We start from the raw sequence: 25,182 nt of genomic DNA, 5'->3' as shown, positions 1-25,182 counted from the left end.
AAAGGGTAGAGACTGTGGGCGTGGAGAACACGTATCGACCCCGTAGAACGTGCCTCTCGGTTCCGGGAAGCAGCCTGAAGATGATCGAGAAGGCCAAGAGCCTGCCCGCCGACGAGGTGTTTCTCGACCTGGAGGATGCTGTCGCTCCCGAGGCCAAGGAGTCCGCCCGCACACAGGTGGCGGCGGCTCTGGCCGACGACGGATGGGCCGGACAGCTGCGCGGGGTGCGGGTCAACGACTGGACCACGCCGTGGACCTACGCCGACGTGATCGAGGTGGTGTCCACCGCCGGTGCGGTGCTCGACCTGATCGTGCTGCCCAAGGTGACCGAGGCGGCCCACATCCACGCCCTCGACATGCTGCTCAATCAACTGGAGGCCACCCACGGCCTGGAGCCGGGCCGAATCGGGATCGAGGCGCAGATCGAGAACGCGCAGGGGCTGACCAATGTCGATGCGATCGCGGCCGGGCCCCGGGTGCAGGCGCTGGTGCTGGGGCCCGGCGACATGGCGGCCAGCCTCAACATGCGGACCCTGGAAGTCGGCGGTCAGCCCGACGGCTATGACATCGGCGATGCCCATCACCACGTGCTGATGCGCATCCTGATCGCCGCGCGCAACCGGGGCATCAACGCCATCGACGGGCCGTACGTGAAGGTGCGGGACGTCGAAGGGTTCCGCCGGGTGGCCGGCCGCTCGGCGGCTCTGGGCTACGACGGCAAGTGGGTGCTGCATCCGGACCAGATCGAGGCGGGCAACGAGATCTTCAGCCCGCGCCAGGCCGATTACGACCATGCCGAGCTGATCCTGGACGCCTACGAATGGCATACCTCGCAGGCCGGTGGCGCCAGGGGAGCGGTGATGCTCGGCGACGAGATGATCGACGAGGCCAGCCGCAAGATGGCCCTGGTGATCGCGGGCAAGGGCCGTGCCGCCGGGATGAGCCGGCAGGCGGAGCCGTTCCGGCCGCCGAACTAGCTCTGATTACCCTGCGCCGCAACGCAACCCGTCGCGGCGCGACGGGTCAGGCGTTGGCGAGCGCGATCAGGAAGAACACCAGCCAGCCGCCGTTGAGCAGCACCCCGAGGCCGCCGACGGCGATGCCGGCGATCGCCAGGCCGCGACCCTCCTGTCCGGTCTGCTTGACCTGGTTGACTGCGGTGACGCCGAGACCGATGCCGACGAACGCGGCGATCAGCCCGATCGCGCACATAGCCGTCAACGGCAGCGAGAGAATCGAGGTGACGAGCGACCCGATCGCCAGCGAGTTCGTCGGAGCGGGCGCCGGCATGCCGTAGCCGCCCGGGTACCCGGGCGGGCCGTAGCCCATGGGCGCGGCGGGATAGCCGGGCGGGAACGGGGGCGGGGAAGCCTGGGGCGGATAGCCTGGGGGGACATCCGCGGGATAGTTGAGCGCTGGCGGATAGGCCGGGTTGACGCCGGCATTCCGGGGTCCGTNAGCCGCTCCTCCCCCTACGCGCACTTACCCGTCCTTAGATCCGGTTTGACCATGTTGTGAACCAAGTCACCATACATAGTCCGGCTTTCTGTTGTTGCGGCAATGGCCGACTGCGTGATCAACCACTGCGTTTCGACCGGCGCTGGGCCCCGTCGGCTTTGCCTGACGTGGGCCGGTCGCCGTCGGGCGGCGCGTTCAGCTCGGTGATCAGATCCCGCAGTTCGTCCAGCTCGCGACGCAGGTAGTCACGGGTGACGACGTCGCCGATCGCGAGTCGCAGCGAAGCCAGCTCACGGGCCAGGTACTCGGTGTCGGCCTTGGTCTGCTCGGCCCGGCGCCGGTCCTCTTCGAGCGCCACCCGGTCCCGGTTCTCCTGACGGTTCTGGGCCAGCAGGATCAACGGGGCGGCATAGGCGGCCTGGGTGGAGAAGGCCAGGTTGAGCAGGATGAACGGGTACGGATCCCACTGCAGGCCGATCGCGAACAGGTTCAGCGCGATCCAGACGATCACCACGATCGTCTGAATGGCCAGGTAGCGCCCGGTGCCGAGGAACCGCGCGATCGATTCGCTGAACCGGCCGACGGCCTCCACGTCGACGTGCAGCCCGAAGCCACGGGTCGCGCGCGGGGTGTCCAGCCGCTGACGCGCAGACAGTTCGCTCATGAGCCCGCCACCGGCAGCTCCGGCTCGTCACGTTCTCGCCAGTCGTCGGGCAGCATGTGGTCGAGCACGTCGTCGACCGAGACCGCGCCCAACAGGTGGCTCTGTTCGTCGACCACCGGCCCGCACACCAGGTTGTACGCGGCGAAGTAGCGCGTCACCGCGGCCAGGGAATCGGCCGGGCTCAGACTGGGCAGGTCGACATCCACGATGCCGCTGACCAGGGCCGCCGGCGGCTCGCGCAGCAGCCGCTGCAGGTGCACGCAGCCGAGGTAGTGCCCGGTCGGGGTGGCGCTGGGCGGGCGGGTGACGAAGGCCATCGAGGCCAGCGCGGGGGTGAGGTCCGGGTCGCGGATCCGTGCCAGTGCCTCCGCCACGGTCGTGTCCGGCATGAGCACCACCGGCTCGCTGGTCATCAGGCCGCCCGCGGTGTCGGGCGAGTGGGCCAGCAGGCGCCGGACGTCTTCGGAGTCCTCGGGATCCATCTCCGACAGCAGCGCCTCGGCGTCGGCCGGGGTCATGGAGCCCAGCACGTCGGCGGCGTCGTCGGGGTCCATCGCTTCCAGCACGTCGGCGGCGCGTTCGGTCTTCAGCTGGCGCAGCGCCGCGGCCTGCTCATCTTCGGGCAGCTCCTGCAACACGTCGGCGAGACGTTCGTCGTCGAACGCCCGGTACAACTCGTAGCGCCGTTTGACCGGGAGCTCGCGCAACGCCTCGGCGACTTCGATCGGACGCTGGCCCTCGAACTGCTCGAGCAGTGAGGCCACCCCCTGATCCGGCATCGCCAGGCCCGACGGGGTAAGTCCGTGCACGTTCTGCCATTCGACGACGTGGATGTTGGTGCGCCGGCCCAGGCGCCGCTGTGGCCGCACCGCAACGCGGGTCACCATCCAGTCGCGGGNCTTGACCTGGTTGACTGCGGTGACGCCGAGACCGATGCCGACGAACGCGGCGATCAGCCCGATCGCGCACATAGCCGTCAACGGCAGCGAGAGAATCGAGGTGACGAGCGACCCGATCGCCAGCGAGTTCGTCGGAGCGGGCGCCGGCATGCCGTAGCCGCCCGGGTACCCGGGCGGGCCGTAGCCCATGGGCGCGGCGGGATAGCCGGGCGGGAACGGGGGCGGGAAAGCCTGGGGCGGATAGCCTGGTGGGACATCCGCGGGATAGTCGAGCGCTGGCGGATAGGCCGGGTTGACGCCGTAATTCGGTGGTCCGTACTCGTATGACGGTTGCGCCGGCCCGGTTTGCGGCCGATCCTGGGAATGCTCGATGGAAGGGGCTTCGTAGCCGCCGGACGACGGTTCCCACGGTTGCGAGCCAGGACCGGATGGCGGCGTTTGGTCCGCGTTGCCGTCCGCATTTGTCATGCTGATCAACCTAGCGCACGGACAGCGACATCCAAGGCGCCGTTGCTGTCACCAGAGCCGCCGCCGGCAAGGCGGCGCGGAGGAGAGTGAAGTTCGATGACGAGCCCATTTCAACCCGGTCAGACGCCGGGCGCCGCGCCGGCAGTCCGCGGCGCGCTGCCGACCCCGCCCAAAGGCTGGCCGATCGGTTCCTACCCGACGTACGCGGAGGCCCAGCGCGCCGTCGACTACCTGTCCGACCAACAGTTCCCGGTGCAGCAGGTGACGATCGTCGGGGTGGACCTCATGCAGGTCGAGCGGGTGACCGGGCGGCTGAGCTGGCCCAAGGTGCTGGGCGGCGGCGTGTTGTCCGGGGCCTGGCTCGGCCTGTTCATCGGCCTGATCCTCGGCTTCTTCAGCCCCAATCCGTGGAGCGCGCTGCTCACCGGTCTGATCGCGGGCGTGTTCTTCGGTCTGATCACCTCGGCCATCCCGTACGCGATGGCTCGCGGCACAAGAGATTTCAGTTCGACCATGCAGCTGGTCGCGGGCCGCTACGACGTCCTGTGTGATCCGCAGAATGCCGAGCAGGGCCGGGATCTGCTGGCGCGGTTGACGATCTGACCCCACGCCTCGAATTCGGCAAACTCCGCAGCAAAGGGCCGCAGGTCACGATTGTGACGCGGCACGCCCAAACTGTTGCGGATATGCGGGCATAGCTCTACGGTTTGCGCGCGGGAGGTTCCCGTGCAATCGGAGCCGCCCGGCGGTGCTATCGGTTGCGGGACGGGAGGCAGAGCGGTGCGCGCTCGGCGGCTATGTGCTGCGGCAGTGGCCGCGTTGACGATCGCCTCGGTGGTGTCGGCCTGTGGTGAGGCCGACGACGGAATCGTCATCAACTACTACACCCCGGCCAACGAGATGGCGACCTTCACTGCGGTCGCCAACCGTTGCAACGCCGAATTCGGCGACCGGTTCACCGTCAAGCAGATCAGTTTGCCGAAAGGCGCTGACGACCAACGGTTGCAGCTGGCCCGCAGGCTGACGGGCAATGACAAGACGCTCGACATCATGGCGCTCGACGTGGTGTGGACCGCAGAGTTCGCCGAGGCGGGCTGGGCCGTGCCGCTGTCGGAGGATCCGGCAGGCCGGGCCGAGGCCGATGCCCAGGAGAACACGCTGCCCGGGCCCTTGGAGACGGCCCGCTGGCAAGACAAGCTGTACGCATCGCCGATCACCACCAACACCCAATTGCTGTGGTACCGAGCCGACTTGATGAATGAGCCGCCGGCCACCTGGGACGGCATGGTCGCCGAGGCCAACCGCCTGCACGCCGCCGGCGAGCCCAGTTGGATTGCGGTGCAGGCGAAGCAGTACGAGGGACTGGTGGTCTGGTTCAACACGCTGCTGGCCAGTGCGGGCGGCCAGGTGCTCTCCGACGACGGCAAGACGGTCACCCTGACCGACACCCCGGAGCATCGGGCAGCCACGGTCAAGGCGCTGCAGATCATCAAATCCGTTGCCACCGCTCCGGGAGCCGACCCTTCGGTGACCCAGACCGACGAGACCACCGCCCGGCTGGCTCTCGAGCAGGGCAAGGCCGCCCTCGAGGTCAACTGGCCGTACGTACTGCCCTCGCTGCTGGAAAACGCCGTCAAGGGCGGCGTGAGCTTCCTGCCGCTGGACGAACGTGCCGATCTGGCCGGGGCCATCAACGATCTGGGCACCTTCTCGCCGACCGACGAGCAGTTCGAGGCGGCCTACGAGGCCAGCAAGAACGTGTTCGGATTCGCCAACTACCCGGGCGTGCGAGAAGGGGAACCAGCCAGGGTCACGCTCGGCGGGCTGAACCTCGCGGTCGCCAAGACCAGTCAGCACAAGGCGGAGGCCTTCGAGGCCATCCGCTGCCTGCGCAATGTCGAGAACCAGCGCTACACCTCGGTCGAGGGCGGCTTGCCCGCGGTACGCGCGTCGCTCTACGACGACCCGGCGTTCCAGGCCAAGTACCCGCAGTACGCGATCATCCGCGAGCAGCTGACCAACGCCGCCGTCCGCCCGGCCACGCCGGTGTACCAGGCGGTGTCGACCAGGATGTCTGCGACGCTGGCGCCCATCTCTGCCATCGATCCGGAGAAGACCGCCGATGAGCTGACCGAACAGGTGCAGAAGGCCATCGACGGCAAGGGGCTGATTCCGTGATCGACGAGCGCTTGCGCAAGGAGCCGGCCAACCGGGGTACCGACAACAGCACTGCCGACCGCAAGCTGGCCTACGCGCTGATCGCCCCCGCGGTGCTCCTGATGGTCGCGGTGACCGCCTATCCGATCGGCTACGCGGTGTGGTTGAGCCTGCAGCGCTACAACCTCGCCGCACCCGATGACACGGCGTTCGTGGGATTCGCCAATTACCAGACGATCCTGACCGACCGGTACTGGTGGACGGCGTTCGTGGTGACGCTGGCGATCACCGTCGTCTCGGTGTCGCTGGAGTTCGTCCTCGGCATGGCGCTGGCTCTGGTCATGCACCGCACCATCTTCGGTAAGGGCGTGGTCCGCACCGCGGTCTTGATCCCGTACGGCATCGTCACCGTGGCGGCCTCCTACAGCTGGTACTACGCCTGGACGCCCGGCACCGGTTATCTGGCCAATCTGTTGCCCGACGGCAGTGCCCCGCTGACCGAACAGCTGCCGTCGCTGGCCATCATCGTGCTCGCCGAGGTGTGGAAGACCACGCCGTTCATGGCGCTGCTGCTGCTGGCCGGCCTGGCGCTGGTGCCGCAGGATCTGCTCAACGCGGCCCAGATCGACGGGGCCGGGGCCTGGAAACGGCTCGTCAAAGTGATTCTGCCGCTGATCAAACCGGCCATCCTGGTGGCGCTGCTGTTCCGCACCCTCGACGCGTTCCGGATCTTCGACAACATCTACGTGCTGACCGGGGGAGCCAACAGCACCGGGTCGGTGTCGATCCTGGGCTACGACAACTTGTTCAAGGCCTTCAATCTCGGATTGGGTTCGGCCATCAGCGTTTTGATCTTCCTGTCGGTCGCTGTCATCGCGTTCGTCTTCATCAAGATCTTCGGTGCGTCGGCGCCGGGCGCGGACGTGGAGGGGCACCGATGAGCGCTTGCGCGAAGAGCAGAGGGCACCGATGAGCGAGCGGGTGAGTGCGCGGCGCGCGACCGGGTGGACCATCGTCAACATCCTGGTGGTGCTGTACGCGTTGATACCGGTGTTGTGGATCCTGTCGCTGTCGTTGAAGCCGACGTCGAGTGTCAAGGACGGCAAGCTGATTCCGGCGGAGATCACGTTCGACAACTACAAGGGCATCTTCACCGGGAACATCTTCTCGTCGGCGCTGCTGAACTCGATCGGCATCGGGCTGATCACCACGGTGATCGCCGTGGTGATCGGCGGGATGGCCGCCTACGCGGTGGCGCGGCTGGACTTCCCCGGCAAGAAGCTGTTGGTGGGCGTGGCCCTGTTGATCGCGATGTTCCCGCAGATCTCGCTGGTGACACCGATCTTCAACCTGTGGCGCAGCATCGGGCTGTTCGACACCTGGCCGGGTTTGATCATTCCGTACATCACGTTCGCGTTGCCGCTGGCGATCTACACGCTCTCGGCGTTCTTCCGGGAGATCCCGTGGGATCTGGAGAAGGCCGCCAAGATGGACGGCGCCACACCGGCGCAGGCCTTCCGCAAGGTGATCGCTCCGTTGGCGGCGCCGGGCATCGTCACCGCCGCCATCCTGGTGTTCATCTTCGCGTGGAACGACCTGCTGCTGGCACTGTCGCTGACCGCGACGCAGCGGGCGATCACCGCGCCGGTGGCGATCGCGAACTTCACCGGCAGCTCGCAGTTCGAGGAACCGACGGGCTCGATCGCGGCCGGCGCGATGGTCATCACCATCCCGATCATCATCTTTGTTCTGATCTTCCAGCGGCGCATCGTCGCTGGCCTGACATCCGGTGCGGTAAAGGGGTAATTGGATGGCCGAAATCGTGTTGGACCGGGTCACCAAGAGTTACCCCAACAGTGCCGGCGGTGCGCCTGCCGTCAAGGAATTCTCGATGACCATCGCCGACGGCGAGTTCATCATCCTGGTCGGGCCTTCGGGCTGTGGTAAGTCCACGACGCTGAACATGATTGCCGGGCTTGAGGACATCTCGTCGGGCGAGCTGCGCATCGGTGGCGAGCGGGTCAACGAGAAGGCGCCCAAGGATCGGGACATCGCGATGGTGTTCCAGTCGTACGCGCTGTATCCGCACATGACGGTGCGGCAGAACATCGCCTTCCCGCTCACCCTGGCCAAGGTCAAGAAGGACGAGATCGAGGCCAAGGTTGCCGAGACGGCCAAGATCCTGGACCTGACCGATCTGCTCGACCGCAAGCCTTCACAGCTGTCCGGTGGCCAGCGTCAGCGGGTGGCGATGGGCCGGGCAATAGTGCGGCGCCCCAAGGCATTCCTGATGGACGAGCCGCTGAGCAACCTGGACGCCAAGCTGCGCGTGCAGATGCGCGCCGAGATCGCCCGGCTGCAGAGCCGGCTGGGCACCACCACGGTCTACGTCACCCACGACCAGACCGAGGCGATGACGCTGGGTGATCGGGTGGTGGTGTTGCTGGCCGGGGAGATCCAGCAGATCGGCACGCCCGACGAGCTCTACAACAACCCGGCCAACCTGTTCGTGGCCGGCTTCATCGGATCGCCGGCGATGAACTTCTTCCCGGCCACCTTCACCGACGTCGGGGTGCGGCTGCCGTTCGGCGACGTCACCCTGACCCAGCAGGTCCACGATCTGCTGGCTCGTCATCCCAAGCCCGACAACATCATCGTCGGCATCCGCCCCGAGCATCTGGAGGATGCGTCGCTGCTGGACGGCTATGCCCGCATCCGGGCGCTGAGCTTCCCGGTCCGCGCCGACATCGTCGAATCGCTCGGCGCCGACAAGTACGTGCACTTCACCATCGAAGGCGCGGGCGCCGAGGCCGCGCAGCTGGCCGAGCTGGCCGCCGATTCCGGGGGTGGGGTCAACGAGTTCGTGGCGCGGGTGTCGGCGGAATCCGCCGCGGCCAGCGGCCAGCAGATCCAGTTGGCGTTCGACACGTCCAAACTGGTGATCTTCGACGCCGCCACCGGGGTGAACCTGACCCGCACCGAGCCCGAGCCCGAGACCGGACCCGGACCCGAGGCCGAGCCCCAGCCTGAGACCGAGCCCGAGGCGGCCGGAGAACCGACGGCAGAGTGATCGACGTCCTGGCTGCCGTTCGCGCCCACGTGGGCGAGCACTTCGACGCGGCGGGCATCACCGCCGAACCGGTCAGCGCCAGCGTCACGTTCCTGGGCACCGAGCGGATCGATGTCCTGCGGTTCGGGCCGGATCTACGCGCCGGCGGTTCCGACCGTGCCGGCCGGGATCTGTATCACTATGTGACGCTTGGCTGTTCGCGTCATCCGATGTTCGATCCGACCGAGCTGGTGTCCGACCCGATCCACGGCCCGCGCGCCGAGGTGGTGCTGTCGCTGCGCGGTCCGACCCCTGGCGGGCTGGCCCGCTCACTGGCCGTGCTGGCCGCCGCCCCGGCGGTGGAGGGGCTCGTGCTGGAGGCCGACGCGCTCATCGACCTGGAGACGCCGTTGTTCGAGGGCGCGCCGTTCAGCGCATTTCTGTTGGGCGCCAGCGATATCGGAGAGGTGGAACTGCCCGAGCCGCTGTCCGCGGTGACCGTGCTGTCGGCCACGCCGATCACCGCCACCGAGGCGGCCTGGGTGCGGCTCAAGGGTGCCGACGCGATGCGTGAGGCGTGGCAGACCGACGGGGTGGACGTGATGGATCCACGGCGGCGAGCCGCCAATCCAACCTGAGCGGCGAGCCGCCAATCCAACCTGAGCGGCGAGCCGCCAGCCCGAGCTGACCCGCCTCAGAGCCAGTCGTTGTGCCGGAACGTGCGGTACAGCCCGAAACAGACGGTTGCCATCAGCAACAGCACGGCGGGATAGCCCCACGTCCATTTCAGTTCGGGCATGTGCTCGAAATTCATTCCGTAGATGCCTGCCATCGCGGTCGGAACCGCGGCGATGGCCACCCACGCCGAGATCTTGCGCATGTCGACGTTCTGCTGCATCGCGACCTTGCCGAGCGCGGCCTGCACCAGTGAGCTGAGCATCTCGTCGTAGCTGGTGACCCGGTCCGAGGCCTGCACGTTGTGGTCGTGCACGTCGCGCATGTACCTGCGCACCTCGACCGAGATCAGGTCATTGTGGTCGGTCAGCAACCGAGACAGCGCCAGGGTCAGCGGCGCCACCGCGCGGCGCATCTCGACGACCTCGCGTTTGAGCAGATAGATGCACTCGATGTTGGTCTGCATGCGCGGGGAGAACACTTCCTCCTCCATCGAATCGATGTCGGTCTCCATCAGATCGGTGACATCGAGATAGCTGTCCACGACGTGGTCGGCGATCGCGTGCATGACGGCGAACGGTCCCAGCTTGAGGATCGCGGGGGAGGAGTCGAGCCGTTTGCGCACGCCGGCCAGGCCGCCGTGCTCGCCGTGGCGGACGGTGACGACGAAATCGGGCCCGACGAAGATCATGATCTCGCCGGTCTCGACGATCTCGCGGGCCAGCGCCACCGACTCGTGCTCGACGTAATTGATGGTCTTGAGCACCAGGAACAGTGTTTTGTCGTAGCGCTCCAGCTTGGGGCGCTGGTGCGCGTGCACCGCATCCTCGACGGCCAGCTCGTGCAATCCGAAAACATCTGCCACCGCCTGCATCTGGAATTCGTCGGGCTCGTGCAGGCCGATCCAGACGAACGCCTTCTGGCCCGCGTTCTGTAATTCGCGGACCTTCTCCAGCGCGGCGGCGTGGGTGTATTTGCCGGGCAACCGGTTGCCGTCGCAATAGACGCCGCAATCGACCATGGCCCGTGCCACCGGGACGTGGATCGCCTTGGCGTCGGGTTCGGCGGGCCGGGTTCGGGCCGCCGACCGCAGTGTCGGCGGCAGGGCGCGGAATGAGGGCATGGTTCCGACCTTCCTGCGCGGTGTGACAGCAACCTGATCAGCACATCGATGCTACGCGTAGCTACTGTTGCGTAACGCTCACCAGCGGGGAACCCGCCCATGTGAGATTCGGCATTGAAGTACCCTTGCGCCGTGTCGGAAAGTACAGTCGCGTCTTCGTCCGAGCGTTCGTCAGCCGAGCGCACTCCGCAGGTTGTCATCGATGACGCCGAGATCTTTGATGCGCATGAGGGTGGGAAGCTCTCGGTGGAGTTGAAGGAGCCGTTGGATTCTCAGCGGGCGCTGTCGATTGCCTATACGCCAGGGGTGGCGCAGGTGAGCCGGGCGATCGCCACCGATCACACGTTGGCGGCCAAGTACACCTGGGCCAATCGTCTGGTGGCGGTGGTCAGTGACGGTACTGCGGTGCTGGGGTTGGGTGATATCGGCCCGGCGGCCTCGTTGCCGGTGATGGAGGGCAAGAGTGCGCTGTTCAAGTCGTTCGGTGGGTTGAACTCGATTCCGATCGTGCTGGACACCAAGGATCCCGATGAGATCGTGGAGACGTTGGTGCGGTTGCGGCCGACGTTCGGGGCGGTGAATTTGGAGGACATCTCGGCGCCGCGGTGTTTTGAGATCGAGCGTCGGGTCATCGAGGCGTTGGATTGCCCGGTGATGCATGACGATCAGCACGGTACGGCGATTGTGGTGCTGGCCGCGTTGTTGGGGGCGACCAAGGTGTTGCAGCGGGATATCCATTCGTTGCGGGTGGTGATCTCGGGTGCCGGGGCGGCGGGGGTGGCATGTGCCAACATCCTGTTGAACAAGGGCATCAGCGATGTGGTGGTGCTCGATTCCCAGGGCATCGTGCATGCGGGTCGTGACAATCTCAATGCGTTCAAGGCCGAGTTGGCCGGGCGGACCAACCCGCGCAAGCTGACCGGTGGGGTGGCCGAGGCGCTGGAGGGTGCCGATGTGTTCCTTGGGGTGTCGGCCGGGGTGGTGCCCGAGGAGCTGATCGCGACGATGGCGCCGAACTGCATCGTGTTCGCGCTGTCCAACCCCGATCCGGAGATTCACCCGGATGCGGCGCGTAAGTACGCGGCGGTGGTGGCCACCGGTCGTAGCGATTTTCCGAACCAGATCAACAACGTGCTGGCCTTCCCCGGGGTGTTCCGCGGGGCGCTGGATGCCGGGGCGCGTCGGATCACCGAGAAGATGAAGGTGGCCGCGGCCGAGGCGATCTTCTCGGTGGTCGGCGACGATCTGGCCGTCGACCACATCGTGCCCAGCGCACTGGACCCACGAGTCGGCCCCGCAGTGGCGGCCGCCGTCGCAGCGGCGGTCGACCCCGCAGAGGCCTGAGTTCCCGAATGCGCCGCAGTTTGGCGTCGGCGCTGGTGGCGCTGTTCGCGCTGGTATCAGCCGGATGCGCGGCCGGCCCGGCCCCGGCCCCGCTGGCGGTCGGAGCGGGACCGACCCCCGAGTCGGTGCTGCTCGGCCATCTGTACGCCGCTGCGCTGCGCTATTACGGCACCGCGGCCGCGGTCACGGACACCGACGGGACGCTCGGGGTGCTGGATTCCGGGTCGGTGACCGTGCAACCGGGGTTCACCGGCCGGTTCCTCACTCAACTCGACCCGGCTGCGACAGCCCGGTCGGACGAACAGGTCTACCGCGATCTGCTGTCGGCGCTCCCTGAAGGCGTCGCGGCCGGTGACTACGCCATGTCGGCGCAGGACAAGCCGGCAGTCGTGGTCACCGAGGCGACGGCCGCGGCGTGGGGCGGGACCGATCTGAGTGCGCTGCGCCGTCACTGCGCGCAGGTCCAGCCGGGGGCGGTGGCCAAGGCGTCCGTTCCCTCCGCGGTCGGTTCGTGCACGCTGCCCGCACCTGTCGCCTTCCCCGACGACAAGAGCCTGTTCGCGGCGCTGCGGGCCGGCAAGATCAACACCGCGTGGGCTACCACGGCCGATCCCGGCATTCCGTCCGACCTGACCGTGCTGGCGGACAAGACGTCGTTGATCCGTGGCGAGAACGTGGTGCCGCTGTACCGGCGCAACACGCTCGGCGAACGTCAGATCCTGGCGCTCAACGAGATCGCCGGGGTACTCGACACCGGATCGCTGGCCGATATGCGCCGTCAGGTTGCCGAGGGCGCCGATCCCGCGGCGGTGGCCGAATCATTTCTGCAGGCCAACCCGCTGGGCCACTGACGCGTTCCGGCGCCGGCCGGCTTTCTTTACGGCTTGTTGACGTGAGTCACGTTGACCGCGAGCCGAAGAGAGGCTTTACTGGCTGAGGCGCGCCGGACGGTCCGGTGTGCCCAACAGCGAGCGGAAGTGAGGTGAGCGGCACATGCCGGATGACAGTAGCGCGTGGAATGTGGCCGCTCCCTTGTGGATCGGTCTGTCGGCATAACAGCCGCGCCCGCTTGCGGTGGTGAGATTTTTTCCTCCTCCGTAACTGTCTGGTTTGTGCACGCATCATCCCGATACGACGGGAGTGTGTGTGGTGACGACATTGAGTCGTGCCCTGGGGACGGACGTCACAGCCTTTTTCGGGTTCGGCTGCAGCGTGCCGAAAACGCTGACCCGGCGGGGTATCCGAGCGCCGGGCAACCCCGGCTGCCTGCGCCCAGTGCGGCACTTCAGGCGCTCATCGCGGGTCTTTCCGATCCGCCTGCAGCCTCGTAAACCCTTTCAAGACAGTCGTTTTCCCCCATTGATGTGATTGGAGTGCCGTCATGGCGCAATTGTCGAAGGATGCCCGCCGGGTGCCTCGGACGCCGAATCTCGAGCGTGATGCCATCTGGTTCACGGTCGCGTTGTACCTGTTGATCTGTGCCGGGCTGCTCGGCGTGCACTACGCCCACCCGCAGCATCCCGCCGGGACCTCGTCCGGTTCCGCCGTACATCAGGAGAAGTAGGCATGGCACAGGTGCGGGATGCGGGAGTGATCGCCGGCACGCAGATCGTGGAGTTCGATCCGGCTGTGCTGGAACGGCATTGGATCCGGCTGTCGGCCGGCGATGCCGTGACCGCCAGCCGGCTGCGTGAGCAGTTGGGGGTGGATTTCGCGGCGACGCAGGGCCGCGTGTGGGAGACGGACAACTTCCTGTACCTGCCCGTCGTGGTCAATTTCAGCCGGGGCGGGGTGATCGAGCGGGAGGCGGTCATGTTCGCGATCGGCCGCGACCGTCTGGTGACGTTGCAGCCGGCCGACCGGTTCGCGCCGTTCGAGAAGGCGATCGCCAAGATGCGCCGCAACCCCGCCCTGGTGGAATCGCCGCACGGCATCATGTACGCACTGCTGTGGGCGCTCAACGAGGCCTCCGAGCGGGTGATCGAGATCGCCAGTGACGCGTTGGAAGCCATGAACGACGAAATCGAAATGGCCACAAACGGATACGACGACCGAGGCCGGGAGATCGGCGTCACCGAGATGCGGGACGTGATGTCGCGGATGAACCAGGCCGAGGAGATCGTCTCCCGCACACAGGAATCGCAGCTGTTGCTGGCGCGGGCAGCGCGACACCTGATGGCCGACACCCCGGGTCACCGTGGCGACCTGGACGGGCTGATCCGGATCCTCATCGACGACATCGACGGGGTCAAGCAGCACGCCGGGTTCGAGCACGACAAGGTCCGCTATCTCCAGCAGTCGGTGATGACGTGGCTGGACGTCAAGCAGAACCAGATCGTGAAGGTGTTCACGATCATCACCGCGGTGTTCCTGCCACCGACGCTGATCGCCACGTTCTACGGCATGAACTTCACCTGGATGCCCGAACTCGAATGGGAGCACGGGTTCCTGGTGACCACGTTGATGACCCTGGTCGCCGCGCTGATCCCGCTGGCCTACATCAAGCGAAAGGGCTGGCTGCGCTGACCGCCGGTTGAGCCGGCTCCACAGACTTCACGATTCGAAAGCGAGCGCAGGATGACGACTGCGGAGATGGTGCTGCGCCTCGGCGCGGGCGTCGGCCTGGGAGCCCTGATCGGATTGGAGCGTCAGTACCGGGCCCGGATGGCCGGGCTGCGCACCAATGCGTTGGTGGCGGTCGGGGCGACACTGTTCGTATTGCTCTCGGCGCACGGGTTCGCCGGTACCACCGCGGACCCCACCCGGGTGGCCGCCCAGATCGTGTCCGGTATCGGTTTTCTCGGTGGTGGGGTGATCCTGCGCGAGGGGCTGACCGTGCGCGGGCTGAACACCGCCGCCACGCTGTGGTGTTCGGCTGCGGTCGGCGCACTGGCCGGCGCGGGCATGTACGCCGAAGCCGTCGCGGGCACCGGGGTGGTGGTCGCCGTGCACATGGTCCTGCGGCCGGTCGGGATGTTCGTCGACCGCCGGTCGGACATGGGCACCGAAACCCCGACGACCTACACGTTCCGCGCGACGGCTGACGACAGCGCCGAGGCGCACGTGCGAACGATCCTGGTCGATGCGTTGTCCCGCACGGACTTTGCCCTGCAGTCGGTACAGAGCACCCACCTGGCGGAGGGCGGTCGGGTCGAGGTGTGCGCGACCTTGAGCGCGCCGGGACGTGACGACAAGGGCATGGAGACCGCCGTGAGCCGACTGTCGTTCGAACCCGCCGTGATCAGTGTGCGGTGGCAGATCGACGAGCCTGGCACTCGCGAGGATCAGGACTGACGCGGTTTGGGCGTCAGCGCGGCATGACCTTCCCGATCGCCGAGGCGAACAGCTTCTGGTAGCCCGAGCCGGTGATGCGCACGATGAGGTCGAGGACCTTGGCGTCGGCCCCCACCAGCACGCGGGCCTTGTCCTTGCGGACGGCCTCGAGGATGATCTTGGCCGCGCGCTGCGGGGTGGTGTTGGCCAGCTTCTTGTCGAAGGCCTCCGCGAGGGCCTTCTGGTCCAGTCCCTCGGCCGCGGTGGAGTTGCGGGCGATGGCGGTCTTGATGCCGCCGGGATGCACGCAGGTCACCTTGACCGGGTGCTTGGCCACGGCCATCTCCTGACGGAGCGCCTCGGTGAAGCCGCGCACCGCGAACTTGGCGGAGTTGTAGGCCGCCTGCCCGGGCACCGCCAGCAAGCCGAAGAGGCTGGAGACGTTGATGACATGGCCGTCGCCGGATTCGATCAGGTACGGCAGGAACGCCTTGGTGCCGTTGACGACGCCCCAGTAGTCGACGTCCATCACCCGTTCGATGTCCTTGAACTGGCTGACCTCGACGTCGCCGGTGAAGGCGATGCCCGCGTTGTTGTAGATCTGGTTGACCTTGCCGAAGTGCTCCTTGACCGCGTCGGCGTAGAGCAGGAAGGCCTCGCGCTCGGTCACGTCGATCCGGTCGGTCTTCACCTCGGCGCCGATCGCCTTGAGGCGTTCTTCGGTGACCGCCAGGCCCTCGGTGTCGACGTCGCAGATGGCCAGTTTCGCCCCGGAACGTCCGAGCTCGATTGCCAGCGCCTGTCCGATGCCCGATCCGGCACCGGTGACGACGGCGACCTTTCCGGCGAAGCCCTCCATGGAACACTCCCTCGCGTAGTCCGACACGTGTTGAGTTACGAGGCTACGCGGTACCGGCGGTCTCGCATATGGCGGCCTCGGTTGCGGCGGCCTGGCGCCACACGTCGGCCAGGGTCTGCAGCGGGATATCCAGCGCCACACTCAGTCCGACGACGGTGCCGAACGCGGGGGAGGGCAGGCGCCCGGTCTCGATCTTGCGCAGGGTCTCCGGGGAGATGCCGGCCTGCTCGGCCACCTCGTCGAGCGGGCGGTCGGCCCGGGCGGCGCGCAGCGTCTCGCCGAGCCGTCGGCCGGCCGCGATCTGTGCGGGGGTGAGTGGAGTGCGGACCACGAGACCACGGTAGCGCCGGTATTTATATACCGCTAGTGTTGGTATTTAAATACCGAGGAAGGCCGGAGATGATCGAGCTCAAGACCGACGATGAAATCGAGCGCATGCGGACCACCGGACGGTTCGTGGCCGAGGTGCTCACCGAGTTGAGCGGGCTCGCCGGCGTCGGCGTGAACCTGCTCGACCTCGAGCACCACGCTCGCGACATGATCAAACGCCGTGGTGCCGAGTCCTGCTACTGGGACTACGACCCGTCGTTCGGCAAGGGCCCGTTCCGCAACGTGATCTGCCTGTCCGTCAACGACGCTGTGCTGCACGGCCTTCCGCACGATTACCGGTTGCGCGACGGTGACGTGCTCACCATGGACTTCGCGGTCTCCATCGACGGCTGGGTCGCCGACGCGGCCCGCACCGTGATCGTCGGCACCCCGGCACCCGCCGATGTGCGACTGGTCCGGGCGACCGAGGAAGCCCTGGCGGCCGGAACCGATGCCGCGCGGCCGGGCAACCGGCTCGGCGACATCTCGGCGGCCATCGGGGCCGTCGCCGCCGCGTACGGCTATCCGGTCAACGTCGAGTTCGGCGGGCACGGCCTGGGCCGGACCATGCACGAGGACCCGCATGTGCCCAACCGGGGCAAGCCGGGCCGGGGCATGAAGCTGCGGGCCGGGATGACGCTGGCGCTCGAACCGTGGTTCGCCGCGGGCACCAACCGCATCATCTATGACCGCGACGGCTGGACCATCCGATCGGCCGACGGCTCGCGCACCGCGCACACCGAGAACACCGTCGCCATCACCGAATCGGGCCCGCTGGTGCTGACGTGCTGATCAGTGCTCGGGCCGCAGCAGCAGCGTGGCGACGACGCTGATCACCGCCGTGGCCACCAGGTATCCGCAGGCCAGCCAGGGTGTGCCGCCGCCCGCCGCGATCAGTGCCGTGAGGATCATCGGGGTCAGGCCCGATGCGTACACACCGGACAGCTGATACACCGTCGACAGCCCGGTGTAGCGGGTACGGGTCGGGAACAACGACGCGTACAGCGTGCCCTGCGCCCCGTAGAACCAGGCGTGAATCACGCCGAACGCCAACAGCATTCCCACCGCGTAGGCCACGATGCTGCCGGTGCCGAACAAGGCGAACGCGGGGAACACCACCACGGCGTAGGCGGCGATACCGGAGGCATATACGGCTTTCGGGCTGAACCGGTCGGCCAGCAGGCCCGATACCGGCAGCAGTACCGCCATCAGCAGTGCCGCCGCGGTCACCACCACCAGCACCGGCACCTTGCCCAGGTGCAGCGTGGTGGTGGCGTACGCGATGGTGAACACGCCCCAGGTGTTGAACGCGGCGCCCTCGCCCCAGCGGGACAGCAGGCCCAGCACGGTCGTCCGCAGCGCCGGCGGCCGGAAGATCTCCTTCACGGGCACCGCCGAGCGTTCGTCGTCCTGGCGCAGTTTCTCGAAGGCCGGGGTCTCGGCCACCCGGAACCGCACCACCACACCGAAGACCACCAGCACGATGCTGAACAGGAACGCGATCCGCCATCCGTAGCTCTGGAACGCCTCGGCCGACAGCCACAGCTGCAGCAGCACGAACACCCCGGTACCCAGGGCCAGGCCCAGCGCCAGCCCGACCTGCGGGATGCTGCCGAACAGCCCGCGCCGCTGCCGCGGGCTGTGCTCGACGGCCAGCAGCACCGCGCCCGCCCATTCGCCGCCCAGCGCGAATCCCTGCACCACGCGTAGCGCCAGCAGCAGCACGGGGGCCAGCACGCCGATCTGTGCCGCGGTGGGCAGCAGGCCCATCAGTGCGGTCGCGGCGCCCATCAACAGCATGGTCAGCGCGAGCGTCCGCTTGCGCCCGATCCGGTCGCCGATGTGGCCGAAGACGAATCCGCCGATCGGGCGCACCACGAACCCGACCGCGAACGTGGCGAACGCCAGCATCGTTCCGACGAACGAACTCTGGTCGGGGAAGAAGGTGTGGTTGAACACCAGGCTCGCGGCCGTGGCGTACAGGAAGAAGTCGTACCACTCGATCGTCGTGCCGAGCACGCTGGCCAATACGGCGGTGCGGACCGTGTTCGAGGCGGGCGCCGCCGACGCGGCGGCCGGCGCGGCGGCTGCGATAGTCACCCTAGTTGTCTAGTGACCGCCCGACGGTCCGCCCACCGTTGTGCGCACCCTGATCGAAACCATGCGCCCCGGACCCCGGAACGCGAAGTGGTCGCTGCCGTCGTACGGCAGCGACCATTTCGTTGATGTCGTGATCGGCAGGGAATCGATCGCTAGGCGAATGCCTCGTCGATGATCTCCTGCTGCTCGACGGCATGCACCTTCGACGAACCCGACGACGGCGCCGACATCGCGCGCCGCGAGATCCGCTTGATCGGGTTGAAGTAGTCCGGCAGCACCTCGGGCAGGGTCAGACCCAGTGACGGCCAGGCGCCCTGGTTCGCCGGCTCCTCCTGCACCCAGAACTTCTCGGTGACATTCGGGTAGCGGTCCAGCGTCTCCGCCAGCCGGCGCCGCGGCAGCGGGGCGAGCTGTTCGAGCCGGACGATCGCGATGTCCTCGCGGTTGTCCTTGGCCTTGCGGGCGGCCAGCTCGTAGTAGAGCTTGCCGCTGGTCAGCAGGACCCGCCGAACCTTGTCGCGGTCCCCGTCACCATCGGTGTAGGTGGGCTCCTCCAGCACCGAGCGGAACTTGTTCTCGGTGAAGTCGCGGATGTCGCTGACCGCGGCCTTGTTGCGCAGCATCGACTTCGGGGTGAAGACGATCAGCGGACGCTGGATGCCGTCGAGGCCGTGTCGCCGCAGCAGGTGGAAGTAGTTCGCCGGGGTGGACGGCACCGCGATGGTCATCGAACCCTCGGCCCACAGCTGCAGGAAGCGCTCGATGCGGCCCGACGTGTGGTCGGGGCCCTGGCCCTCGTGGCCGTGCGGCAGCAGCAGCACGACGTCGGAGAGCTGGCCCCACTTGGCCTCACCGGAGGAGATGAACTCGTCGATGATCGACTGCGCCCCGTTGACGAAGTCGCCGAACTGGGCCTCCCACAACACCAGTGCGTCGGGGTTGCCCACCGAGTAGCCGTATTCGAAGCCCACCGCGGCGAACTCGGACAGCGCCGAGTTGTACACCAGGAACGTGCCGCCCGTCGGGGTGCCGTCGGTGTTGGTGGCCAGCAGCTGCAGCGGGGTGAACTCCTCGCCGGTCTTGCGGTCGACGATCACCGCGTGGCGCTGGGTGAAGGTGCCGCGCTGGGTGTCCTGACCGGACAACCGGATCAGCTTGCCCTCGGCGATCAGCGTTCCGAGCGCCAGCAATTCCGCGAACGCCCAGTCGATCTTGCCCTCGTAGGCCATCTCGCGGCGCTTCTCCAGCACCGGCTTGACGCGCGGGTGCACGGTGAAGCCCTCGGGGACGGCCAGATGGGCGTCACCGATGCGGGCCAGCAGCGACTTGTCCACCGCGGTCGAAAGGCGCTGCGGGATCTGCTGATCGGCCTCGACCGACTCGCTGGGCTCGGCCGCGTGCTTCTCCAGCTCGCGAACCTCGTTGAACACCCGCTCCAGCTGGCCCTGGTAATCGCGCAGGGCGTCCTCGGCCTCTTTCATCGAGATGTCGCCGCGGCCGATCAGGGCTTCGGTGTAGGCCTTGCGGGAGCCGCGCTTGGTGTCGATGACGTCGTACATGTACGGCTGGGTCATCGACGGGTCGTCGCCCTCGTTGTGCCCGCGGCGGCGGTAGCACAGCATGTCGATGACGACGTCCTTCTTGAACGCCTGGCGGAAGTCCACCGCCAGCCGCGCCACCCAGGCGCAGGCCTCCGGATCGTCGCCGTTGACGTGGAAGATCGGCGCGCCGATCATCTTCGCCACGTCGGTGCAGTACTCGCTGGAGCGCGAATCCGTTGGCGCCGTGGTGAACCCGATCTGGTTGTTGACCACGATGTGGATCGTGCCGCCGGTGCGGTAGCCGTCGAGCAGGGCCAGGTTCAGCGTCTCGGCGACCACACCCTGGCCGGCGAACGCGGCGTCACCGTGCAACATCAGCGGCACCACGGGGTACTCGCCGGAGCCGTCGGCGTCCTTGCCGCTGTCCAGCAGATCCTGCTTGGCCCGGACCAGACCCTCGAGCACCGGGTCGACGGCTTCCAGGTGGCTCGGGTTGGCAGTCAGCGACACCTCGATGTCGTTGTCGCCGAACATCTGGATGTAGGTACCGGTGGCGCCGAGGTGGTACTTCACGTCGCCGGAACCGTGTGCCTGCGACGGGTTCAGGTTGCCCTCGAACTCGGTGAAGATCTGGCTGTACGGCTTGCCGACGATGTTGGCCAGCACGTTGAGCCGGCCGCGGTGCGGCATACCGATGACCACCTCGTTGAGCGCGTGCTCGGCGCACTGGTCGATCACGGCGTCCATCATCGGGATGACGGTCTCCGCACCTTCCAGTGAGAAGCGCTTCTGCCCAACGTATTTGGTCTGCAGGAAGGTCTCGAACGCCTCGGCCGCGTTGAGCTTGCTCAGGATGTACTTCTGCTCGGCGACCGTCGGCTTGTCGTGCTTGACCTCGACGCGGTCCTGGATCCAGCGTTGCTGCTCGGGCTCGAGGATGTGGGTGTACTCCACGCCGATGTGGCGGCAGTACGCGTCGCGCAGCACCGAGAGCACGTCGCGCAGCTTCATGTGCTGCTTGCCGGAGAACCCGTCGACCTTGAACTCGCGGTCCAGGTCCCACAGTGTCAGCCCGTGGGTGTTGACGTCGAGATCGGGGTGGCTGCGGAAGCGGGTGTTGTCCAGCCGCAGCGGGTCGATGTCGGCCATCAGGTGGCCGCGGTTGCGGTAGGCCGCGATCAGCTCGATGACGCGGGCGTTCTTGTCCGCGATCGAGTCCGGGTTGTCGGTGCGCCAGCGCACGGGCTCGTAGGGAATGCCGAGTTCGCGGAAGATCTCGTCGAAGAACTCGTCGTCGAGCAGCAACTGGTGGATGGTGCGCAGGAAATCGCCGGACTCCGCACCCTGGATGATGCGATGGTCGTACGTCGAGGTCAGGGTGATCAGCTTGCCGATACCCAGCTCGGCGATGCGTTCCTCACTCGCGCCCTGGAACTCGGCCGGGTACTCCATGGCGCCCGCACCGATGATCGCGCCCTGGCCCTGCATGAGCCGCGGCACCGAGTGCACGGTGCCCAGCGTGCCGGGGTTGGTCAGGGAGATGGTGACGCCGGAGAAGTCCTCGGCCGTCAGCTTGCCGTCGCGGGCCCGGCGCACGATGTCCTCGTACGCTGCGATGAACTGGCCGAAATGCATTGTCTCGCAACGCTTGATCGCGGCCACGACCAGTGAGCGGTTGCCGTCCTTGCCGGGCAGGTCGATGGCCAGCCCCAGGTTGGTGTGGGCCGGGGTGACCGCGGCCGGCTTGCCGTTGGCCTCGGCGAAGTACCGGTTCATGTTCGGGAACTTCTTGACCGCCTGCACGATCGCATAGCCGAGCAGGTGGGTGAAGCTGATCTTGCCGCCGCGGGTGCGCTTGAGGTGGTTGTTGATCACCACGCGGTTGTCGATCATCAGCTTGGCCGGGATGGCCCGCACGCTCGTCGCGGTGGGCACCTCCAGCGAGGCGTTCATGTTCTTGACCACCGCGGCCGCGGCCCCGCGCAGCACCTGCGACTCGTCGCCCTCGGCCGGAGCCGGACCGGACTTTGCCGCCTTCGCCGGAGCCGCCTTCGCCGGAGCCGGCTGGGCCGGAGCCGCCTTGGCGGGGGCTGCGGCCTGGGNGCTGCGGCCTGGGCGGGCTGCGTGGGCGGAGGTGCCGGAGCGGGGGTGGGCGGCGCGACCGGCGGCGCCGACTTGCCATTGGCGACGGCGTTGTCGGTGGTCGGCTCAGGGGAGTAGTCGACCAGAAATTCGTGCCAACTCGGATCCACCGAAGAGGGATCCTCGCGGAACTTGCGATACATCTCCTCGACCAACCACTCGTTCTGACCGAATGGTGAAGGTGAACTGCTCACGGCAGACACTCGCCTCGATTCTTGTGTCCGGCGAGCCGTCACAAGGAGGGCTTGCCGCTTGTGTTCTTGTGTGCGCGGTTGACCCCGATCGACCGCTTCATAAGGCTATCGCCTTTCGTCGCTACCCGAGGTCAGCATGTCCTCAGGACGAAGCGGGCGGCAGCACATGCAACGTTGCAGGCCACCGCGGCGGGGGCGTACCGAACGCCTTGCGGGCGTTCTCGACGATCTTCTTACCCATCAACCGGTTGCCGACACCGCCGATGACAGCGCCGATGCCCACCGGCAGCATCTTGCCGAAGGCCATCGCGCCGCGCTTGAGCGTATACCGCTTGACGAAGTACCTGACCAGCCGGGAGTTGAGCTGCGAGACGGCGGGCAGCGGTAGGGTGGCCGCGCCGTCGGACAGCCATGCCCCGCTGGTGCGCCCGGTGCCCAGCAGATCGCCGATGGCGTGCTTGCTGTCCTCACCGACCAGCACCGAGAGCACCAGCGCGCGCCGCCGTTCGCGATGGTCGGCGGGGATGCCGTGGACCTCGGCGACGGCGAGCACGAACACCGACGTCGCCTCGAGGAACACCACCGTCTCGCCGGCCACGGCCGACAGGGCCACCAGGGTGCCGATGCCCGGGAACGCCGCAGCGGAGCCGACCGCGGCACCGCTGGCCATCACCGCCGCCAGGTAGTGCTTCTCCAGCCGTTTCACGATCTCGGCCGGGGTGGCGTCGGGCTGGTGGCTGCGCAACCGGTCCACGTAGGCCTTGACCGCGGGAGCCTGGACACGTGAGCTGCCCTCGATGATCGCCGAGAGCACTTTGGCGGCCGCGCTGGGATCGGCGGTCTCGTCGACCGTCGCCGGCAGTTGGGCCTTGGAACGTGCACGCACTTCGGGGCCTCCCAGGTGTGAACCCATCGTTGACTGCCAGGCTAACGCGTCGCCTGACGACGAGAGAACGAACGACGGTCCGTTGCCGGTGCCCGAGGGTGACGGCGGTCACGGGAACAAAAAAGTGATGTGTGGGGCTAATTATCTTCATGGCATCATCGCCCGACGTGGACCAGACGACACAGCTAGCCCCGCCGAGCCGGATCCGGATGATCCTGGTGCTGGGTGCCCTGGTGGCGCTGGGCCCGCTCACCATCGACATGTACCTGCCTGCGCTGCCCAGGATTGCCCACGAACTCTCCGTCTCCTCCTCGGTGTCGCAGTTGACGCTCACCGGCACCCTGGCCGGGCTGGCGCTGGGCCAGCTGGTCGTCGGCCCGTTGTCGGATTCGCTGGGGCGCAGGCGCCCGTTGATGGTCGGCATCGTGCTGCACATGCTGGCCTCGGTGCTGTGCGTGCTGGCGCCCAACATCGCGGTGCTCGGGCTCGCACGCGGGCTCCAGGGCATGGGTGCGGCCGCGGCCTCGGTGGTGGCGGTCGCCGTGGTCGGCGACTTGTTCAGCGGTTCGATGGCGGCGACGGTGATGTCGCGGCTGATGCTGGTGCTCGGCGTCGCCCCGGTGCTGGCGCCGTCACTCGGTGCGGCCGTGCTGTTGCACGGGTCGTGGCACTGGGTCTTCGTCGCGTTGGTGGTCGTGGCGGGCCTGCTGTTGGTGATGGCCGCGCTCGCCCTGCCGGAAACGCTGCCGGTGGCGCACCGCCGTCCGCTCGCGGTGAGCGGCATCGCCTCGACCTACCTCGAGCTGCTGCGCGACTCGCGATTCGTGATCCTGGTGCTGGTCCTGTCTCTTTTACCCNCGGCGCCCTGGGCAACGGTGCGCTGGCGTTGGCATCGGTGATGACCGCCGGGATGGCGATCGCCCTGACGGCGTTGCTGCTCGTCGGTTTGCGTAACGACGATGACGACGACCGCGAATACCGGGACGACGCTCTCCACCTCGCTCCGGAGGCGGTTGCCGAGCCGGCCTGACCGGGCCACGGGTAGCGTCGGCTGGGCCGTCAACGTCCCAGCACAGCCGAACCCGAGGCCCGACCACCAGACCTGAGATGTCCCCAGCGCCGAACGATCGCACCCAGAGCCGCGGACGCCGTGTGCCCGCGCGTCCGGAGAATCCCTGGCACGCGCTGTGGGCCATGATGGTCGGGTTCTTCATGATCCTGGTCGACGCGACGATCGTCGCGGTCGCGAACCCGACGATCATGGATCGGCTCGGCGCCGACTACGACGGCGTGATCTGGGTGACCAGCGCGTATCTGCTCTCCTATGCGGTGCCGCTGCTCGTCGCGGGGCGGCTGGGCGACGTATACGGACCGAAGAATCTCTATCTGGCCGGTCTGGCCGTCTTCACCGGGGCCTCGCTGTGGTGCGGTCTGGCGGGCAGCCTCGAGATGCTGATCGCGGCCCGCGTGGTGCAGGGCATCGGGGCCGCCTTGCTGACGCCGCAGACGTTGTCGACCATCACCCGCATCTTCCCGGCCGACCGCCGCGGGGTGGCGATGAGCGTGTGGGGCGCGACCGCCGGCGTGGCCACCCTGGTCGGACCGCTCGCCGGCGGGGTGTTGGTCGGTGGGCTGGGCTGGCAGTGGATCTTCTTCGTGAACGTGCCGATCGGGATCCTCGGCCTCGCCCTGGCGGTGTGGCTGGTGCCGGTGCTGCCGACGGCGCCGCACCGCTTCGACGTACTGGGCGTGGTGCTGTCCGGTCTCGGCATGTTCCTGATCGTGTTCGCCCTGCAGGAAGGCCAGTCGCGGGACTGGGCGCCGTGGGTGTGGGCGACCGGCGCGCTCGGCATCGCGGTGATGGTCGCGTTCGTGTACTGGCAGGCGGTCAACACCGCCGAGCCGCTGATCCCGCTGCGGATCTTCGCCGATCGTGACTTCAGCCTGGCCAACCTCGGCGTTGCGACGATCGGTTTCGCGG

The 25,182-nt window shown here is 67.5% G+C and carries 22 protein-coding genes and 3 pseudogenes; 16 read left to right on the top strand and 9 right to left on the bottom strand.

Annotated features, from left to right (window positions below; translation table 11 throughout):
- Positions 1-20: 20 nt before the first annotated feature.
- The gene (locus BN4332_RS12755) at positions 21-977 is read left to right on the top strand and encodes an HpcH/HpaI aldolase/citrate lyase family protein (protein ID WP_096867078.1); all 957 of its coding nucleotides are present in this window, start codon (positions 21-23) and stop codon (positions 975-977) included.
- Between the two features lie 46 nt (positions 978-1,023).
- Here BN4332_RS12755 and BN4332_RS35470 read toward each other — a convergent pair whose 3' ends face one another.
- From BN4332_RS35470 to BN4332_RS12740, 3 genes and pseudogenes are all read right to left on the bottom strand, one after another.
- Positions 1,024-1,290: a DUF4190 domain-containing protein gene (locus BN4332_RS35470; protein WP_435405194.1), complete on the bottom strand. Its 267-nt coding sequence runs from the start codon at positions 1,288-1,290 to the stop codon at positions 1,024-1,026.
- Between the two features lie 286 nt (positions 1,291-1,576).
- The gene (locus tag BN4332_RS12745; protein WP_066898773.1) at positions 1,577-2,122 is read right to left on the bottom strand and encodes a DUF1003 domain-containing protein; all 546 of its coding nucleotides are present in this window, start codon (positions 2,120-2,122) and stop codon (positions 1,577-1,579) included.
- Positions 2,119-3,030 (bottom strand): annotated as a pseudogene (locus BN4332_RS12740) (magnesium transporter MgtE N-terminal domain-containing protein); the annotation flags it as partial. The gene BN4332_RS12745 and the pseudogene BN4332_RS12740, both read right to left, overlap by 4 nt.
- Positions 3,031-3,585: 555 nt before the next feature.
- Between BN4332_RS12740 and BN4332_RS12735 the strand changes: the two are divergent.
- The 6 genes from BN4332_RS12735 (at position 3,586) to BN4332_RS12710 (ending at position 9,333) form a co-directional block, all read left to right on the top strand.
- Positions 3,586-4,092, top strand: coding sequence for a YflT domain-containing protein (locus BN4332_RS12735; RefSeq protein ID WP_066898772.1), 507 nt, complete (start codon positions 3,586-3,588; stop codon positions 4,090-4,092).
- A 177-nt stretch (positions 4,093-4,269) separates the two neighbouring features.
- Positions 4,270-5,667, top strand: coding sequence for an ABC transporter substrate-binding protein (locus BN4332_RS12730; RefSeq protein WP_066898771.1), 1,398 nt, complete (start codon positions 4,270-4,272; stop codon positions 5,665-5,667).
- Positions 5,668-5,678: 11 nt separating this feature from the next.
- Positions 5,679-6,587 (top strand): carbohydrate ABC transporter permease, encoded by a 909-nt coding sequence (locus BN4332_RS12725; protein WP_276079578.1) that lies wholly within the window; start codon positions 5,679-5,681, stop codon positions 6,585-6,587.
- A 40-nt stretch (positions 6,588-6,627) separates the two neighbouring features.
- Positions 6,628-7,452 (top strand): carbohydrate ABC transporter permease, encoded by an 825-nt coding sequence (locus tag BN4332_RS12720; RefSeq protein ID WP_200820411.1) that lies wholly within the window; start codon positions 6,628-6,630, stop codon positions 7,450-7,452.
- Positions 7,453-7,456: 4 nt separating this feature from the next.
- Positions 7,457-8,716 carry a sn-glycerol-3-phosphate ABC transporter ATP-binding protein UgpC gene (ugpC, locus tag BN4332_RS12715; RefSeq protein ID WP_066898769.1) on the top strand — a complete coding sequence of 420 codons (1,260 nt, stop codon included), beginning with the start codon at positions 7,457-7,459 and terminating at the stop codon, positions 8,714-8,716.
- Positions 8,713-9,333 carry a suppressor of fused domain protein gene (locus BN4332_RS12710; protein ID WP_066898768.1) on the top strand — a complete coding sequence of 207 codons (621 nt, stop codon included), beginning with the start codon at positions 8,713-8,715 and terminating at the stop codon, positions 9,331-9,333. Before ugpC ends, BN4332_RS12710 begins: the two co-directional genes overlap by 4 nt.
- Before the next feature lie 56 nt (positions 9,334-9,389).
- On the opposite strand, the gene corA is transcribed toward BN4332_RS12710, so the two are convergent.
- Positions 9,390-10,493, bottom strand: coding sequence for a magnesium/cobalt transporter CorA (gene corA, locus BN4332_RS12705; RefSeq protein WP_066898767.1), 1,104 nt, complete (start codon positions 10,491-10,493; stop codon positions 9,390-9,392).
- Between the two features lie 132 nt (positions 10,494-10,625).
- Here corA and BN4332_RS12700 point away from each other — a divergent pair, with 132 nt between their 5' ends.
- The 5 genes from BN4332_RS12700 to BN4332_RS12680 all read left to right on the top strand — a co-directional run bounded on the left by BN4332_RS12700 (position 10,626) and on the right by BN4332_RS12680 (position 15,131).
- Positions 10,626-11,837: an NAD(P)-dependent malic enzyme gene (locus tag BN4332_RS12700; RefSeq protein ID WP_066898766.1), complete on the top strand. Its 1,212-nt coding sequence runs from the start codon at positions 10,626-10,628 to the stop codon at positions 11,835-11,837.
- Positions 11,838-11,845: 8 nt separating this feature from the next.
- Positions 11,846-12,688: a glycine betaine ABC transporter substrate-binding protein gene (locus BN4332_RS12695; protein WP_066898765.1), complete on the top strand. Its 843-nt coding sequence runs from the start codon at positions 11,846-11,848 to the stop codon at positions 12,686-12,688.
- 530 nt (positions 12,689-13,218) lie between these two features.
- Positions 13,219-13,401, top strand: coding sequence for a hypothetical protein (locus BN4332_RS12690; protein WP_066898764.1), 183 nt, complete (start codon positions 13,219-13,221; stop codon positions 13,399-13,401).
- A gap of 2 nt (positions 13,402-13,403) precedes the next feature.
- Positions 13,404-14,363 (top strand): magnesium transporter CorA family protein, encoded by a 960-nt coding sequence (locus BN4332_RS12685; protein WP_066898763.1) that lies wholly within the window; start codon positions 13,404-13,406, stop codon positions 14,361-14,363.
- A gap of 51 nt (positions 14,364-14,414) precedes the next feature.
- Positions 14,415-15,131, top strand: coding sequence for an MgtC/SapB family protein (locus tag BN4332_RS12680; protein WP_066898762.1), 717 nt, complete (start codon positions 14,415-14,417; stop codon positions 15,129-15,131).
- Positions 15,132-15,144: 13 nt separating this feature from the next.
- On the opposite strand, the gene BN4332_RS12675 is transcribed toward BN4332_RS12680, so the two are convergent.
- A complete protein-coding gene (locus BN4332_RS12675) occupies positions 15,145-15,969 on the bottom strand; it encodes an SDR family NAD(P)-dependent oxidoreductase (RefSeq protein ID WP_066898761.1) in 825 nt (274 codons plus the stop codon).
- 43 nt (positions 15,970-16,012) lie between these two features.
- On the bottom strand, positions 16,013-16,300 hold the full coding sequence (locus BN4332_RS12670; RefSeq protein ID WP_066898760.1) for a helix-turn-helix domain-containing protein: 288 nt from the start codon (positions 16,298-16,300) through the stop codon (positions 16,013-16,015).
- Between the two features lie 68 nt (positions 16,301-16,368).
- Between BN4332_RS12670 and map the strand changes: the two genes are divergently transcribed.
- On the top strand, positions 16,369-17,130 hold the full coding sequence (map, locus tag BN4332_RS12665; RefSeq protein ID WP_066898759.1) for a type I methionyl aminopeptidase: 762 nt from the start codon (positions 16,369-16,371) through the stop codon (positions 17,128-17,130).
- On the opposite strand, the gene BN4332_RS12660 is transcribed toward map, so the two are convergent.
- The 3 genes and pseudogenes from BN4332_RS12660 to BN4332_RS12650 all read right to left on the bottom strand — a co-directional run bounded on the left by BN4332_RS12660 (position 17,131) and on the right by BN4332_RS12650 (position 23,228).
- Positions 17,131-18,438, bottom strand: coding sequence for an MFS transporter (locus tag BN4332_RS12660; RefSeq protein ID WP_066898758.1), 1,308 nt, complete (start codon positions 18,436-18,438; stop codon positions 17,131-17,133).
- A 152-nt stretch (positions 18,439-18,590) separates the two neighbouring features.
- Positions 18,591-22,315, bottom strand: a pseudogene (locus BN4332_RS12655) (multifunctional oxoglutarate decarboxylase/oxoglutarate dehydrogenase thiamine pyrophosphate-binding subunit/dihydrolipoyllysine-residue succinyltransferase subunit).
- A gap of 142 nt (positions 22,316-22,457) precedes the next feature.
- Entirely contained in the window at positions 22,458-23,228 is a 771-nt protein-coding gene (locus BN4332_RS12650) for a hypothetical protein (protein ID WP_066898757.1), read from the bottom strand.
- Positions 23,229-23,350: 122 nt separating this feature from the next.
- Between BN4332_RS12650 and BN4332_RS12645 the strand changes: the two are divergent.
- The 3 genes and pseudogenes from BN4332_RS12645 to BN4332_RS12640 all read left to right on the top strand — a co-directional run.
- Positions 23,351-24,052, top strand: a pseudogene (locus BN4332_RS12645) (MFS transporter); the annotation flags it as partial.
- A 47-nt stretch (positions 24,053-24,099) separates the two neighbouring features.
- Positions 24,100-24,231, top strand: coding sequence for a hypothetical protein (locus BN4332_RS34875; RefSeq protein WP_268811513.1), 132 nt, complete (start codon positions 24,100-24,102; stop codon positions 24,229-24,231).
- Between the two features lie 77 nt (positions 24,232-24,308).
- On the top strand, positions 24,309-25,182 hold an 874-nt coding region (locus tag BN4332_RS12640), incomplete at its 3' end, for an MFS transporter (RefSeq protein WP_160110840.1).

It is taken from the genome of Mycolicibacterium houstonense, from assembly GCF_900078665.2.
Classification (GTDB): domain Bacteria; phylum Actinomycetota; class Actinomycetes; order Mycobacteriales; family Mycobacteriaceae; genus Mycobacterium; species Mycobacterium houstonense.
This window is presented reverse-complemented; position numbering and strand designations above follow the sequence as displayed.